This window comes from Thalassoglobus sp. JC818 (assembly GCF_040717535.1).
In the GTDB taxonomy this organism is placed as follows: domain Bacteria; phylum Planctomycetota; class Planctomycetia; order Planctomycetales; family Planctomycetaceae; genus Thalassoglobus.
In genome coordinates this window covers 338,196-354,186 of the sequence record NZ_JBFEFI010000007.1, presented here as the reverse complement: position 1 = coordinate 354,186, position 15,991 = coordinate 338,196, and the positions used below count along the sequence as shown (strand labels likewise).

General features: G+C 52.9%; 14 protein-coding genes. 5 read left to right on the top strand and 9 right to left on the bottom strand.

The window, feature by feature from the left end:
• Nucleotides 1–9 precede the first annotated feature (9 nt).
• From AB1L42_RS19355 to AB1L42_RS19335, 5 genes are all read left to right on the top strand, one after another.
• Nucleotides 10–3,150 (top strand): hypothetical protein, encoded by a 3,141-nt coding sequence (locus tag AB1L42_RS19355; protein WP_367059976.1) that lies wholly within the window; start codon nt 10–12, stop codon nt 3,148–3,150.
• A gap of 109 nt (nt 3,151–3,259) precedes the next feature.
• Nucleotides 3,260–3,769, top strand: coding sequence for a helix-hairpin-helix domain-containing protein (locus AB1L42_RS19350; protein ID WP_367059973.1), 510 nt, complete (start codon nt 3,260–3,262; stop codon nt 3,767–3,769).
• Nucleotides 3,770–3,966: 197 nt separating this feature from the next.
• A complete protein-coding gene (locus AB1L42_RS19345; RefSeq protein ID WP_367059970.1) occupies nt 3,967–4,818 on the top strand; it encodes an SDR family oxidoreductase in 852 nt (283 codons plus the stop codon).
• A gap of 441 nt (nt 4,819–5,259) precedes the next feature.
• Nucleotides 5,260–6,408 carry a sulfotransferase gene (locus tag AB1L42_RS19340; RefSeq protein WP_367059967.1) on the top strand — a complete coding sequence of 383 codons (1,149 nt, stop codon included), beginning with the start codon at nt 5,260–5,262 and terminating at the stop codon, nt 6,406–6,408.
• A 213-nt stretch (nt 6,409–6,621) separates the two neighbouring features.
• Nucleotides 6,622–7,590: a GDP-mannose 4,6-dehydratase gene (locus AB1L42_RS19335; protein ID WP_367059955.1), complete on the top strand. Its 969-nt coding sequence runs from the start codon at nt 6,622–6,624 to the stop codon at nt 7,588–7,590.
• Nucleotides 7,591–8,169: 579 nt separating this feature from the next.
• On the opposite strand, the gene AB1L42_RS19330 is transcribed toward AB1L42_RS19335, so the two are convergent.
• From AB1L42_RS19330 to AB1L42_RS19290, 9 genes are all read right to left on the bottom strand, one after another.
• On the bottom strand, nt 8,170–9,021 hold the full coding sequence (locus AB1L42_RS19330; protein ID WP_367059952.1) for a hypothetical protein: 852 nt from the start codon (nt 9,019–9,021) through the stop codon (nt 8,170–8,172).
• A gap of 365 nt (nt 9,022–9,386) precedes the next feature.
• Nucleotides 9,387–10,094 carry a hypothetical protein gene (locus tag AB1L42_RS19325; RefSeq protein WP_367059949.1) on the bottom strand — a complete coding sequence of 236 codons (708 nt, stop codon included), beginning with the start codon at nt 10,092–10,094 and terminating at the stop codon, nt 9,387–9,389.
• Nucleotides 10,095–10,284: 190 nt separating this feature from the next.
• Nucleotides 10,285–10,533, bottom strand: coding sequence for a hypothetical protein (locus AB1L42_RS19320; protein WP_367059946.1), 249 nt, complete (start codon nt 10,531–10,533; stop codon nt 10,285–10,287).
• Nucleotides 10,533–10,763, bottom strand: a complete 231-nt coding sequence (locus AB1L42_RS19315; RefSeq protein ID WP_367059943.1) for a hypothetical protein — start codon at nt 10,761–10,763, stop codon at nt 10,533–10,535. The genes AB1L42_RS19320 and AB1L42_RS19315 overlap by 1 nt, the downstream gene beginning before the upstream one ends.
• Nucleotides 10,764–10,846: 83 nt before the next feature.
• The gene (locus AB1L42_RS19310; RefSeq protein ID WP_367059940.1) at nt 10,847–11,923 is read right to left on the bottom strand and encodes a Mu-like prophage major head subunit gpT family protein; all 1,077 of its coding nucleotides are present in this window, start codon (nt 11,921–11,923) and stop codon (nt 10,847–10,849) included.
• Entirely contained in the window at nt 11,923–12,378 is a 456-nt protein-coding gene (locus AB1L42_RS19305; RefSeq protein ID WP_367059937.1) for a hypothetical protein, read from the bottom strand. Before AB1L42_RS19305 ends, AB1L42_RS19310 begins: the two co-directional genes overlap by 1 nt.
• A 433-nt stretch (nt 12,379–12,811) precedes the next feature.
• Nucleotides 12,812–13,021, bottom strand: a complete 210-nt coding sequence (locus tag AB1L42_RS19300) for a hypothetical protein (protein ID WP_367059934.1) — start codon at nt 13,019–13,021, stop codon at nt 12,812–12,814.
• 274 nt (nt 13,022–13,295) lie between these two features.
• Nucleotides 13,296–15,641 carry a phage/plasmid primase, P4 family gene (locus AB1L42_RS19295; RefSeq protein WP_367059931.1) on the bottom strand — a complete coding sequence of 782 codons (2,346 nt, stop codon included), beginning with the start codon at nt 15,639–15,641 and terminating at the stop codon, nt 13,296–13,298.
• Nucleotides 15,641–15,901, bottom strand: a complete 261-nt coding sequence (locus AB1L42_RS19290; RefSeq protein ID WP_367059928.1) for a hypothetical protein — start codon at nt 15,899–15,901, stop codon at nt 15,641–15,643. The genes AB1L42_RS19295 and AB1L42_RS19290 overlap by 1 nt, the downstream gene beginning before the upstream one ends.
• Between the last annotated feature and the right edge of the window lie 90 nt (nt 15,902–15,991).

The window sequence follows — 15,991 nt, the reverse complement described above, 5'->3', positions numbered from 1 at the left end:
ATCGCATTGATGACTGGACGTTCGATGCACTCGACAGCCAGAACGACTTCGTGGCTTCTCTCAACTGTGTTGCTATGCACATGGGGAGGTCTTCACGCTCAAGATGACGCCACTTCGCAGAGCAGCCCACCTCCTCCGCCATTGCCAGCGGCTGACTTTCAGCCTCCAGTGACGGAGAACGATCAAGCTGCGGAGGTCGCAGACCCTCCTGAAGCTGTCGATCCATCGAACATCGAGAGCGAAGTCTTGACTCGTGGACCGATTCACGAAGCTTTCGCCGAACAATATTCTGCAGATCCAGAACCGGGTCTGACAGTTACGAAGCGTCCGCCCGATCTCATCGATGAAGTTCCGCCGGAAGAAATGCCGGAAGGGAACAACGTCGAGTGGATTCCCGGCTATTGGGCGTGGGATGAAGATCTCGACGATTTCATCTGGGTCAGCGGATTGTGGCGTGACCTTCCTCCGAATCAGCAGTGGATTCCCGGTTACTGGGCAGAAACTGAGGGAAGCTTTCAGTGGGTTCCGGGTTTCTGGACGTCAGCTGACTCCGAAGAGTTGAGCTATTTGCCAGAGCCTCCCGAAAGTCTCGAAGAGGGACCAAATGTTCCCGCTCCAACTGAAGAGCACTTCTGGGTTCCGGGTAATTGGTCCTATCAAAATCAGTCTTACGCTTGGCAACCCGGTCGATGGACCCTCCCTTACCAGGATTACATCTGGGTTCCGGCTCGATACTCGTGGACTCCTCGAGGCTACGTTTACTGTACCGGGTATTGGGATTACCCGCTCGTTCGACGCGGACTCCTGTTCTCGCCGATTCGATTCTGGAACCGAGCCTACCCTTATCGGTTCTACGGATACCGCTATCGACCTCGCTACGGTATTGGGATCAGCCCGCTTCTCACACACCTTTTCGTGCGTCCGCGATACCGTCACTACTACTTCGGGGACTACTACGCTCCGCTGTACCGCAACCGGGGAATCTATCCCTTCGTCCATCAACGACGTTACTACCAGCGCCGATATGCTTACGATCCAATTTACACCTACTACCAGAATCCACGGCGACGCGTCACGTTCGATCGACTGGTCAGCTGGCACAGCTACTATGATCGAAACGAAAACTTCCGACCGCCGCGTACGTACGACCGCACTCGGACATTCCTCGCATCGGCAGAAGGTTCCCGCAACCGTTCCGTTTTTGAACAATCTGTCCTGAGTGAATCGCTCGATCGATTCAAACGCCCTGGGCGTCCGGATCACTTCAACTTCCGCACGATTGCCGAAGTTGATCGAGATCGAATTTCAGAGCGTTCGAACAAAGCTGTCCGCGACTTAACAGATTTCCGATCACGGTTCGAATCGATCCGAAATCGAGACGGTGATCCGCGAGATCGCGATTCAATCACAGGCATTGGTCGTGACCAACGTCCAGCCAGCGAGGGCCCCGGCGGAGACCGGTTCGGCACTGACCGTGACAATCGTGGACCTGACGATCGAAATGGTCGTCCGACGACTGGAAGTGATCGAGACCGCGATGGCCGTCCCGGTGGCGACCGAGATCTTGCATCACGTGCTGAGTCAATCAAACTCCCTAATTCGAATTCAATTCGAGACCGCCTGAACGCAACTCGTGATCGACTCGAATCGAGAGACGGATCTCCTGATCTTGATCGCCGATCACCCGGAGATTCAGGTCGTGAATTGACAAACCGTTCTGATTCACGGAGTGCCAACACTCCCGATCGATCCGATATGGACTCGCTTCGAGAGCGAATTGAAGCAGCCCGACAGAATCGTGGCGATCAACCTCGCAGCGATCGGGGAAGCGAACGCGATACCGCTCAGTCACGTGAGACTCGTGACGGCAATCGCCCCGACGGGAATCCAGCAATTCGTCCAGGATCGGGTTCGAACAATCCAACTGCTTCGGATGTCCGCGATCGACTGGATGCCATTCGAAATCGGAATAATGAATCGACCCGTGAACGCGGATCGGAAAGCGGAAACTCTTCATCGCAACCGTCGATGAGCAGTCTGCGTGAGCGAATCGAAGCTGCTCAACGAGCTGCCTCTCAGAATCCAGAGTCCTCGCGACAACGTCCGACGACATCACCCGGTCAACAACCGGAATCTGGTCAGCCGTCTCGCGGCTCGTCCGGATCGTCATTGAGAGAACGGCTGGAAAACCGCCAAAACAGTTCTCCGTCGCCACGAACGAGAGAATCGGAGAGCCCACGTCAAACGACACCACAAACTCCGTCAACTGATCGAAGTTCGTCTCGGTCGAGCGACTTGCGTTCGCAGATCGAAGCGATGAGACAGCAACAGCAGAATTCAAACTCCAACTCGTCTCGAAGCAATGATTCGAGCCAGAACCGATCGCGATCGTCAACTCAACCGAGCGAACTGCGACAGCGGATCGAGGCACTCCAGCAACGATCCAGAACGCAGCCGAGCACTCCGTCGACTGACCGCTCACGATCAAATAACAGCTCATCATCGAACCGAAGCAGTAGTTCCAGCAGTTCGCGACCGACGACTGTTCCATCAACACGATCTCAATCGGATCAGTCTCGGAATTTACGTCAGGGAATCGAATCAATCCGTCAACAGAGCACGAACTCATCTCAGGATCGCGCGAACCGACAGCCTTCGCGTTCCAGCAATCCACAGCAACGAATTGATTCTTCCCGGCTTCGATCCCAGCCTCAACGAACGACCACTCCGCGCTCATCCAATAGCACACCTCGTGCGGGACCATCGACGAACAGTTCCAGCTCACGTAGTTCAAGTGCGCGGTCATCTTCGAGTCAATCGATTCAACAACGACTGAATAGTCTGCGAAACTCTTCACGATCGACTCCAAGCACTCGAAGCAACAGTAGTAGTACTCGCAGCAGCGGCAGCAGCAACAGCAGCAGTCGCTCTCGAACCCCATCGACTTCAAGCAGCCGCTCATTAAACTCTCAGCGTAGCTCCTCCCCGTCATCGAGCCGATCTTCATCGTTCAGTCGGTCACGGAGCTCTTCGTCACCTTCGACCCGCTCACGATCATCGAGCAGTCGTTCTTCAGGTTCGTCTCGCTCATCGGGCTCGAGCAGATCATCCGGTTCAAGTTCGAGCCGAAGTCGCTCACGTGGCCGATAGAAGTGAGTCTCCGCCCCGATCGGAGAAGAGTGAGTGTCGCTCTCTTCGATATGTCCGGTGCGGTTGAGGTTGTAATGGCTGCATTCGTCAGCGAATGGAGGTGAGGCGAATGCAGAGGGACGCTGAAATTGGTCTAATGACCTTTTTCGCGACCAACCCCCGCCTCCCGTTTAAGCCACGGAATATGCCTTCCTCTTTCAAAGAGCCTGCTCCGCCCCGTAGCGAAGATGCTGCTCAGCCTACATCAAATCAAACGGAGCTGGGGCTAAGAAAATCGGATCGCCGATTGCTCCTGACGATGTGCTTATGCACAGTTTCGTTATCAGGCATCATCTGGATTGCGAAGAATACGGGACGAATGCCCGAAGTCGAAATCGTCCGTTCGGCAGAACAGCAGGCGCTCTTTCAGATCGATATCAACTCCGCCACGTGGGTGGAATGGATGCAACTCGAAGGCGTCGGCGAAGTGACTGCCAGGGCCATTGTCGACGATCGCTCTGCAAACGGCCCGTTCCAGTCAATTGATGATGTACAGCGGGTTCGCGGAATCGGATCAGTCACTCTCGACAAAATGCGTCCGCACCTGAATTGCTTTCAATGCGTAGACGCGGTCAACTAAGAGAACAAATTCGCCCACTGCCATCACGACGAATTCAACTCAGCCGCTGCAAGTTGTTCCGACCATCCAACTTGGGACTTGAGCGGGCGAAAATCCACCTTGCCGGAAATCGTCAAACCGATCAGAATCGCAGGGACCCGTGAAACGCATAGGATCGCGTGCAGCGGAAACGCAAAGATCTTGGGGGGGAGACAAGGATGTCGAATCGTCGTTTTGAAGGCATGGTCGCAGTCATTACTGGTGTCAATGACCGCGGTATCGGAGCTGCCATCGCTGACCAGCTGGCACAAGAGGGGGCACAGCTCGCCTTGCTCTGGCACGAAGAGCCGACACGGTTTCTCAAACGCCTCGAAAAACGCGACATCGACGTGCTATCAATGCAGTGTGATGTGACATCACAATCACAAGTCGATTCGGCGAAGGAGGCGGTTCGCGAGCGTTTTGGCGCAACGGACGTTCTAATTAACAATGCCGGAATCGATCACTCGGGAGAATTTGCCTCGACATCGGATGAAGATTGGCTTTCGCTGATCGATGTGAATCTCACCGGGGCCATGCGGATGATTCGCAGCTTTCTCCCGTCTCTTACGGCTGAACGGGGAGTGGTCGTCAACATTGCGTCTGTACTCGGAATTGCTGGATGTGCAGGGTTTCCTGCCTATTCTGCTTCGAAAGCGGGACTCATCGGGCTCACGCAATCAATCGCTGCGGAAATGGCTCCGAAGGGAATTCGAGCGGTTTGCGTCGCCCCGGCACTCGTGAAAACCCCCATGCTGAAAAAATATCTCTCCACGTTCGACGAAGACGTGCTTGCTGAGCTTCAACGATCTCATCCGCTCGGAATCGGATCTCCTCAGGATGTCGCAGCTGCGGTTGCGTTTCTCGCCTCCCCGGAAGCTCGTTGGATCACCGGAGTTACGCTGCCGCTGGGATGGAATGCAGCCTTCCCGCTGCCAGGCCAGATGATCGGTCAACAACCGCAGAATTCGCTTAAATTTCCATCACTCGACGCTGCAGAGTCATCGACACCCCGACGTGCAGCTGGCTAGGAGTTTCTTTGTCGCTGTGGTCTCGCCGGACTTCATTTCAAGCAAGAAGTCGCTCAGCTATCGCACTTCTTGTCAGCTAAGCCGATGGATTCGGCTCTTCTATTTGGCTGTTTCGGAGCCGTTTGAATCCTTCCAATCATCGAGTTTCCCTCACGGTCTGGACAAGCCATGGGCGAGTCTCGATTCGAAACTCAGCCTTCACGTTCCGATTCCGGGGATTCTGTGGGTTTCGTCCTGGCACTCGCTGCCAAGTTCGAGAGTCCGATCTGTCGCAAATGAATTGCGTCCAGAGGGTTGCTTGCTCTGTCGATGGAGAGATAATGCAGGGATGCGATTTTTGTTCAGACGGAATTTTCCGATTCTGGTCTCCGGTTTGCTCAGTCGTAGTGAGCCGCATCGATCGCAAAAAGCCAGATTCTTTAGTGGAGTGTTATTGAAGTCATGTCGGAAGAAAAGAAAACGAAGCCGAAGCGCTCTTCGCAAGGGCCGTTCTCAATCTGGCATGGGATGAAGATTTCCGGGCTTTACAATCTAATGAAGCTCCGTCCTCAACTGAGCTGGACTAAAGCAGGCAGAATCGCCCTTTTGCCCCCCATGGCGATGTACAACTCCACAATGGCGGCTGTCGAGTCGCTGTTGTACGGTCGACGTATCCGCGAGACCGAGCCAGTAGCCCCGCCGATTTTTATTCTTGGATTCTGGAGAAGCGGAACCACTCTTCTGCACAACCTGATGGATTCCGATCCGCAGTTCACAACGACCACGCTTTATCAAACAGTCTTTCCGTGGCACTTTTTGACGACGCAGGCAGTCGCATCCCGATTGACAGCGGCATTCATCCCTGAAAGCCGGCCGATGGATAATGTCCGCGTGGGGTGGGATGTCGCCCAAGAAGATGAAGTCGCCTTGTGTGTGATGACGCAACTGTCACCGTACTTGATGGTCACATTCCCGTATCAGTTCGAGATCATTCGACGATACATCGACATCGAAGCCATCTCCGAGAAAGACCGCCAACGCTGGTGCTCTGCCCTCGATACACTCGTGCGAAAAGTCACTCTGCGCACGCCGAAGCAACTCGTCTTGAAGTCACCATCTCACACATTCCGCATTGAAACACTGCTCAAGATGTACCCGGGCGCGAAGTTCGTTTACATCTATCGCGACCCGTTTGATGTCTTTAACTCCAACTGCCATCTACGCCAGACGATGGCCACGGAAAACACGCTTGGAGAGAATCCCAACGGTGGATTCGAAGACGACGTCATCAAGTGGTACAACGAGGGATTCACCAGCTATCAGAAGCACAAAGGTTTGATTCCCGAAGGTGATCTGTGTGAAGTCAAGTACGAAGAACTTGCTGCCGACCCGCTCGGGCAAATGGTTCGTATCTACCAGCAGCTCAGCTTGAAAAACATGGACGCCATGCAAGCCGCCATCGAGCCGCAGGTCGAAGAACTCAAGAAGTACAAGAAGAACAAATTCGACCGTGATCCACATTGGGTCAAGGAAGTCTACCAGCGTTGTCGCGCAGCCTACGATGAATTCGGATATCCCGCCCCCACTGATGAACAGATCGAAGCTGCCTAGTCGTTGAGATCTGGCTCAGAACAACGGTCACTCAGCAAGACATTGACCAAGACGCAAGCGACAAGCTCATTCGATTCCAAGCTGAGTGCAACATCTCGATTTCATTAAAGCCGTTGTCTCCATCAAATCGAATGAAGCGGATTCAGACGACTGCCGGGAAGATTTGAAAACGGTCGGCGTGACTACAGAGAGAGTTTCCAAAGGAAAAAGCGAATGTCGAAGTGCTTGATTACAGGTGGAGCGGGTTTCATCGGAAGCCACCTAACCGAGAAACTTCTCGAAGATGGACATGAAGTCACCGTACTCGACAACTTCTCGACCGGCCGTCCAGACAACCTCTCGCACGTCGCCGATCATCCACGACTGACCCGTTTGACGGGGTCCATCACCGATCACGTTCTCCTCACGGAAGCAGTTCGCGGCCAGGACATCATCTACCATCTTGCCGCAGCTGTGGGGGTCAAACTCGTCGCGGACGATCCAGTTCGCACGATCGAAACGAACATCTATCCCACTGAATGGCTTTTGAAACTCGCCACTCAAACCGGTTGCCGCTTCTTCCTCGCCTCAACAAGTGAAGTCTACGGAAAGAATCCGAACGAGTGCTGGGACGAGGAAGAAGACCTGCATTTCGGACCGACTTCCAAACCCCGCTGGGCTTACGGCTGCTCGAAAGCCATCGACGAATTTCTCGCACTCGCTTATCACGCCAAGTACGGGCTTCCGATCGTGATCGGCCGATTCTTCAATGTAGTCGGTCCTCGGCAGGTCGGAAATTATGGAATGGTCATTCCCCGTTTCGTTGATCAAGCGATGAACGGCGGTCCGGTCATTGTTTACGACGACGGACAACAGGTGCGCTGCTTTGCACACGTCAAAGAAGTCATTCGCTGCATCGATGAACTGGTCCGCTCAGACGAAGCAGTCGGTCGAATCTTCAACATCGGAAGCGACCGGCCAGTCACGATTCATGAACTCGCAAAGACTGTCATCGAGAAGGTGGACTCCTCCGTCGAAGTGAACTTCCGAGAGTACACCGAAGCCTACGGAAACGACTTCGAAGACGTCAGACGCCGCGTCCCCAACGTCGACCGCTTGCAGAAGACGTTGGGCTGGAAACCATCGCTGACGCTCAGTGAAATCCTCGACGACATCATCGCCTGGAAAAAGTCCTCACAGTAGACAGACGATCGCAACAAATCTCCGCCCTGCAAGACGACTCCGATCTCCGGTGGCTCCGTCATCAAACAATCGCGAAGAGATTGCTTCGCGTACAAGTTTCCCACCGCGCTTAGGCCCACTCTTTCGGCAGAATCTGCACCCGCGACACCGAGAGAAACTTCTCCATAAGCCACTCACTACGAACAAGTTATGACTCCGATTCTCCGAAAGTCATGGCAGCGTGGCATCAACGATTGTTTTTCTCAAAACACATGTTGACCCACTTTTGCGTAAGCCATAAGGTCCTCGTATCGAAGGCGGGATGAGCAGCCTTTGATGGTCCGGCAAGACGCTCATCGCCCCCGGGAATAGATCGAAGTCCTCAGCCCCCCTAGGACTCTCTGTTTCCGGGATTTTTTGTTTTATGGGCTAATTTATGCGGTCAGTCGTGTCGTTTTTTTTGTTGCGCTACGCATGCGCTACACTGTGAAAACTTGCCAAAATTTGCGTTCGCCTTCAGCGGGTGGTATGTAGGCATCAGGTCTCAGAAAACAGAAAGCCCCCGCCCAGCGTGTTGCCAGACGGGGGAAGTCATCGGTTCTATCGGTTCTGGATCAATCCGAGCACTTTGAGAGCTTGCTGTTTCGCCTGCTCTGGATCGTCGGTGTTGTAAACTCGCAAGCAAACATCTTCATCGTGTCCACGGATGCCGAATTCGTGGCCGCATGGATTGATTCGATCGAGTGTGATTTCTTCGGCCCCGTCCAGTTGAGACGCCGCTTTCAGGAATTGTGACGCGATGTTTCGCAACCCTTGGGCAGTCTGGCGAGTCCCCCATTCTTTCCCGCTGGAATGAACCCCCGCCTTGAACCAGAAAATGATATCGTCGCCCATTGGCGCCGGTTCAACACTCAGATCGATGTATTGACGGATCGCCTTGAGTGCGGTTCTCTGATCGTCTGTGAACCGTTCCGCGTGTGTCTCTTCTGGTCGGCGTAGCGGTTTGACGTGAAGCATCCAAGAGTCGATCAGTTCTCCCGTCGACTTGCTGCGTTGAATCATCGAGTTGTTGAACTCTTTGATGCGTCGTCGTGCTTCTGTGTTGCCGACCCGCTTAGACGCATCGAATGGTAGGTCGTATTCGTCTCGCGGAATGAATGTTGAGCAGGTCGGAATTCTGACGACACGAAAGCCACCTCTTGCATAGATCACAAGAAACCAGATGCCGCGTTTGGCTTGCTTGATCAGATCGCGATTGAGCTCCAAACAGAGCTGTTCCGCGAAGTGTCTGCGAGTCCGAAACGACTGGTGAGCTGGTACGCCGTAGTGAGAGTTGGGAACGAACTTTTCGCCCGTTTCGCTTGAGTGAAGATTGACGATCGTCAGAACAGAATCGCAATGCTCTGTGTGATCGCCTTGAACCGTTTCCGTAGCTTGAATGGAAGTAGCCATTGTCGAACACCTTTCGTGTTCAACGAATCCCAGCCGACGGGATGCCCCTTGCGAGTGTGCGCAAAAGGGAATCCCGACGCGGAACCCGGAAGCGTTGTCACGGCTGTCAAGAACAACCGCCGCATGCCTTTCGTACATGCGGACGCACGGAATCCACGCCGGGATTCTCAGTTTCTTGAATAATTTTGACATTCTTGATGCAGTAAGCTTTTGACGGTTCCATCTTGCCGAATTGCCTAATGTGCTGTCAATGCCGGACGTGTTCTGAGTCGTCCGAGTCCATCGAAACGCATCAGACTCAATCCTGTGTCTGCCATTGTGGCGATTTTGTCAACGATCGTTGACGACTGGTACAATTGTACGATTCACGGCGCGAAACGCGTTTGAATGTTGTAGCGCCGTCGGTCGTCGTCTTCTTCCGGTTCTGGGATCGACACGATTGAGAAGTCATCGAAACGGACTGTTGAGCGATTGGTTCGCAGTCCGAGATAGGTGTTCGTCTGCCCGGTTGCGTTGGTCCAGTCAGCAACGGGAGTTTCCCCGCCATCGATGTAGACCGTGATTGAGCTACCATCAAGCACGATGCGAATTGTGTGATCGGTCGATACGCTCATGCCCGTCGCTTCGCCCGGTTCAATCTCCGTCATATCTTGATCAACGAGTGAGAATTCCCCCTCGCTGCTATCGTGGAAGATTCCGAGAGCTTGCGTCCGATCGCTATTGGAACGAATCCAGAAGACTGAATCGTAAGTGTCGTCGGATGTCCCGTTGAAGAAATGCGTCAGTGTCCAATCGACGTTCGCGGTTCCCAGGTCAATGAGACTGTGACCAATGGTATTTCCGCCATTGACCCGATCGCTGAATGCGTTGACCGTGGGTTTCGTGCCTGAAACGGCTGTCCACGGTGTTGCGTCGGTCGCATCGTTCCACCAGACACCGCCGTTCTCAACAGAATCCCAAGCGTCGATATCTATCGTGGCTTCGGTTGTGAAGTTGTCACTGTAAAGCGTCGTTTGTGCTTGGACTGAACCCGCAAGCAATAGAAACGCCGCTAGGGTTTTCAATGCTCGCATGTTCGCTCCCATATCCTGAATCTCAACCCGCACTGCTGACAGCTTCTCCAGATCGAGGAATCACGGTTGTCAATCACCAGTTCGCACCAGTCCGAAGAATTGCAGACTCGACAGAGAAGATACTCGCACTCCTCACGTTCACCCGGTAAGGGCACACCGACAACGCGAAGAGTGCGAGCGATCTGAAGTTTCATTGTTCTGTGACGTCCCTGTGAAGTTCGTAGTATGTCCCGCATGCCCGGCAGGCTACCGCCCACTTTGGAGCGTGAAACCATGCCTCAGCCGTTCCCGGTTCTGCATCTTTGCCGATTGCCCGGACATGGAAAGTGTGCAGATCATCATTCAAGCATCGACGGCAATAGTCTTTCCCCTCGCTGGGTATCCAGTTCGGGGAATCGGGTTTCTCTGTGAGCCACTTTGTAAACGATCGAATGGACACTACTCAGCGCCTCCCAGGTATTGGCGAACTTCGCTCTGTGTGAACGTCCTACGGCTGTGGCAACTGCTTTTCCCGCACGCATCGCACTTGCATTGCCAGACGGTCGGCTCTGTTCTGCGAATCGCCATCTTGCGGAGAACGGAAACCACGTCGGAACCCTCTGGAGTCGCCTTGTATCGTTTGGTTTCGCCGCAATGCTGACATTGCTTTAGATAGTCCGTGGATGTCATTTCATTGCCCTTCTCAACCCAAACCGAGCGTGCTGCGCCTGTTATCGGGATAGACGCAACACGCCCGGCCGCAACAGGATTTTCTAAACGTTGCCCCGGTACATGCTTCGCCAATCGAGCGCGACAAGTCCAACTGTCCACTTCACATCATGAGCTAGCCCCCACGTTCCCCGAGTTTGAACGAAACGGCCAATTTGCGGACGACCTTCAACAGTTGCGAATTCGAAGCTTGCACCGCTGCCGATCAGATACCACCGCGACTCTGAACCGCTGACCATCTCATCGCTGATGGGATCAATCACCCCGGTCTCAAGACGTGATTCAACTCGCAATTGAATCTTGTTCTGTTCGCCGTTCAACTCGCGGTCCCTGAGAATCGTTCTCGCTGCGTTCTCAAGCTTTGGTGTGACAATCAGGAACTTTGGTTGCTGATCTAGATTGATGCCTTCCTCGGTCCGTGTGCGAATCCACTGAACCGCATCGGCGAAACTGGAAGTACTCAATTCAGCCTCGCCAGCGTTTCCACGGCTCGCGTCGAAGATCGGCGTATCATCCGACAATTCCGGATTCTGCAGAAGTGTCGCATAGACCAAATCCGGACGCACGCGCCTTGCAGCTTGACCGAGCAACCGAGGCGCCCGCGTCAACATATCGACGTTCTGGTCAATAATGTCCTGCTCATCGACGGTAAGCACCTTGGCGAACCGCACCCCGCGAATCTCTTCAACACCTTCAATGTCGACGATGAATCCCGAAGCGACTTTGCCGCGTGGAACTTCCTGCATTCGGCCCGCTGCGTTGTGAGACAATCGCAAGCGTTCTTGAATCTTGCTTGACGCGAGTTCGCCAGATCGGACCCAATCCGTTGTGTCGTTCAGCTGATCGAAACCGGCATTGATCTCAGTTCCGATCGTCTCGGAAAACAGATTGCCAAGCGCAGCGCCAGTGATCGCGGTTCGGATGTTATCCGGCTCTCTTTCGCTGAGTGGCTGACCATCATGGATGCAGCACTGATGGACCACATCCCGCAAGTTGTCAACTCGCGAAAAAACCGTCCAGTCTTCTCTGAGTGGGATCATCTTCGGTTCTTGCCGATAGACGACCTCGTTGTAACGTTGTTTCAATTGATCAAGTGGAACTCGAATTTTTGGGAGTACCATTATTCATCCTCTTCGAATTGTGTTGGAAACATCTCAGAAACGTGCAGTTGAGACGAGGTTTTCATGCTTCGGAAAGCGTCGCGCTCTTGTTTGATTCGGTTCTGTTCCGTGTGGAGCTTACGTGCTGCTGTCTGTGCTTCCTGAAGTCGCTTCTCAGCCTCGTAGTATTCGTCCTGCGCCTTCTCAAGTGCTCGCTCAGCCCGGTCAGATTGCTTTTGAATCTTCGCAAGATCACCCGCACAGAGTGCAATCTGTGTTTCCAGATGTTGGAATTCCAAGATATCCCGATCGACTGCGCTGGGACCACCCGGATTGAGTCGTTCACATTCAAGTTGGGCGTCCAAATCGCCCGACGCCGCTTTTCTTAAGTGTTCCTGGTAGCGTTCGAGTCGCTCGCCTGGCACCCACTCAACCCGCTGTCCTGGCGTAATTAACACGCCTTCGAAGTCAGTCATTGTGTAATTCCTAGTGAGACGTTGAATCTGGATGTATTATCGCAGGTTTCGACTCATCCGGAAGAACTTCATACAGCCTGTCGAGCATTTTGATAGCATATATGACTTCCGGCCGCATATATGGGATCTTGCCGGACGGAAACCGCCCTAGTGTCTCATGAGTCCAGAACTTATACCCGCACTCTTTGCATTCACGCAGACGAACACGCGCACCATCTTCCGGTTTCGTATCACGTACGATTGAGTCATCCGACCCGCAATTCGAACACTGAATCCCGCTCATAACCTGTTGTCCATTTGACCTAGTGAGTGAATCAAGACGACGACATGCCGTTTTTGAAAGTTATATGGCACAGAAAATGCGAGAAAATCCCGAACACGCCACATAACGTGCCGCTGGGAAGTACCTTCGACTTCCGCATCAATTATGCGGTCAAACGTCCTCCCCCGACGTCTTCCCAAACCCAACCGCCCGAACTTGTGGAACGGTCCAATCTTCTCGAGCGCCGCCGACCCATCGCCGTTCCCGTTCTTCGGCTGTCCATCCCGCTTGGATTTCCTTGCATCGCTCGCGAATCTCCGCCGGTGTAGGATCGGCAACCCGTTGACTGTTGGTTGTCGTGTTCTCGGCTGTGTTGATCATTCATCACCCCATCGCCAGAAACACGAAACACATTCAAAACAGCCCAGTGCGACAAGCCACACATGATGTCGGCTTGTGAGCTTGCAACACGGACAAGTCTTTTCAGCTTGTGAGTTCATCAGATTTCCTCTCGCTGTAATTGGCCTTTGGTCACAGTGGTCATAGTGGTCATAGTTATCTCATTTGATTCATATCATGGATGTATTGACTCTCTTGGCCGTTGGTTACAAATCCCCACGCGTGCCAAATAGGATTACTGTGACTACTGTGACTACTATGACCAAGATTTAATCCCGGCATGGTCCTTGACTTTGTAGATTCCTTCGTAAGTGTTGTGACGTTCGCCATTTATGTTCTTTCTAGTCTTAACTGCTGTCGGGAACGTTCGGTTGACTTCTTTTCCAAATTGCCCGGCAGACAGCTTCCGATACCCGTTGTCGTCGCACCATTGTTTGTAGCCGGCGTAAACATCCGAGGTCACGACGTACCCATTTTGACTCTCAGCGTAGTGTTCCATGAGGAAGTTCATCGCTGGGTTTGACTGAATCCGATACTCTTCAATGATGTCTTCACACTTCTCTGAGGTTGTGAATTCACCCCGTTCTTCGAGTCGCATGCGGCCTTGCATCGCCCAATTGAAGATTCCGGAAAGTTCGCCGTTCTCAAGCCACCACTTCGGCGTATCCATTCCGACCACTCGCCTTGACGGATCAACCTTCGTATCGAATGGGATCAAGCCAATGCGTCGCCAGATGCCCGCCGTTCGATCTGTGAATCTTGGCAGGTTGTTTGTCGCGAGAATCATTTTCGCAGTCGGCACTGCTGAGAAGACTGGCTTCATCTTCTGCTCAAATTGCATCTTGTCGCCGGACGTGAACGACTTCAGATAGCCTTCAGCAGTCTTGTCGATCTCACCAGTATCGGCCGCAATGTTCGCGAGCTTCCCCACGGTTTGAATCAGTGAGAACCGACTTCCAAACTGCTCAAGAGGGACAGACGAAACATTCTCTTCACCAAGCAAACCCCGTAGCGCCGCGAGTGCTGTTGATTTCCCGGTTCCGCCTTCGCCATACAGGATCAGAAACTTCTGTCGTTCGTTTCCGGGAATCAGGCAATAGCCGAACCACTCTTGCAACAGCTCGATGCGTCTCGCATCCCCATCGAGGTTGTGAGCCAAGAATTCAAACCATGCAGGACACTCCGCCTCTGGATCGTATGGGTATGGCATTACGATCGGTGAGAAGAATTCTGGAGTGTGCGGGATAAGATCGCTCTGCTTAAATTCGGATTCACCTTGCTTGGCTTCCATCTGATAGATGTTTCCGATTCCGTTCGCGAAAGATATCCAGCCTTTTCCCTGTCCTTTCCCGCTTATGAGCCAAGATGGCTGTTCTTTTCGATGTGGGATGTGCACTTTCGACTTCAGGGAGTCAATGACGTTTGTCGCCATACTCAGTAGTGGCTTCTCGAATTGGTCGTCAATGAACTTTCGAACAGCACATCGAAGGTCACTGTCGGGGATTGGTGTGTAGCGACCATGTGCCCATGTCCAGAATTCATCTCGCCAGAATCGGAGATTGTAGGACACGCCATTATGGAGACAGAGAGTTGCTAGGAATTCTTCTGCTGTTACGGCTGCGTCGAATCCATCTGAAAGTTCACCCGCGTCAACTTCCAGGGGATCTTCAGCCTTGTCCCGCAATTTCGAGAACTCAACACGACCATGATTTATGAGGTAGTCATCAAGCCCCTGTTTCGAACCGTCCGGCCCGTCTGGAAGCCGTATAACTTTGACTTTAGCCCCAACCTTCGAGAGAAATGATGCAAGCTTCGCTTCTGCCTGAGCAACCTGCTCTTTCTCACTTAGGTCTGAGTCGTAGCAAATGAAGACCTCGCGCCCCTGCCACTTCACTCGTTGCAGTTCTGGACTGAGCTTGTCTTTCCCTTTCTGCCGAAAACAGTCAACTCCCGGTAGTCCAATACATGGAAAACCTTCTTGCGTGGCTTTGGCTGCTTTCTTTTCTCCCTCAGTGATGATCAGAGAAACAGTAGTTTCAAGCAGATGTGGGATGATTTTTGGGGGGAAATAGGGTTGAGTATCAACCCCTTTCGGGCTGAGGTATTTCTGTTTCCTCCCGTTTCGGTCCTTCTTGGGGTAGAGCGGCTTGATTCGTTTGAAGCCGTTCAACTCACCATCCATGCCAAAGAATGGAATAACGAGAGCACTGCCCATCTTCTTCGAGTATGACTTCCAATTGATGATGCTCGCCAGTCGCTCGTAGTGTTCTTCGGTGTAGAACTGGCAACTCTCAATTGTCTCGTCTGATAGGCCGGATCGACGCAAGTCGAGGTAGTCGTGTAGATCAATTTTCCCTTCGAACGGGTTGTTGATCTTGGTCGACCGGGTAATGACATATCTGAACCAGACGGTTCCGTTTACATCCTCGACTTGCGTGGCCGCTCCATGAACATCATGTGCCGTTTTGTTTTTGCAAAAAACTGTGACTTCGCTGGCTGTCGTTTGAAATTTGCAACCGCTGATTGACGAGCAAATGGGACAACTTTGTTCAGGAGATGATTCGACAAATTCTGTATTCGGATCAAGTACAGGAAATTCCATTAGTTCAAGGCCTCCCAGCTATCAACAGAGCCATCACCCCAACCCCAGAACGAGGAGTGTTTGAGCATCAGAACGCCGGGAATAACGCACCGAGAATACTCTTCAACAAGCACGAGCCCAGGTACAGAGGTATCAACCAACACCCCATGCCCTTGATGGAACGGTTCGCGAACATCGAGTTTTTCGCCGTGAAGAGACCCACCAAGATATTCGATCCTGTGGGATGTTTTCTTGAGTTCCTTGACGTGATCACGTATCATCAGATTGCTGCTTTCAAGTTGTGTGCCCCTCGCAAGAGCACAAGACAAGCCCGTTCGATGGTTGCTGCCGTCGAGCGGGTTTTTGTTTGG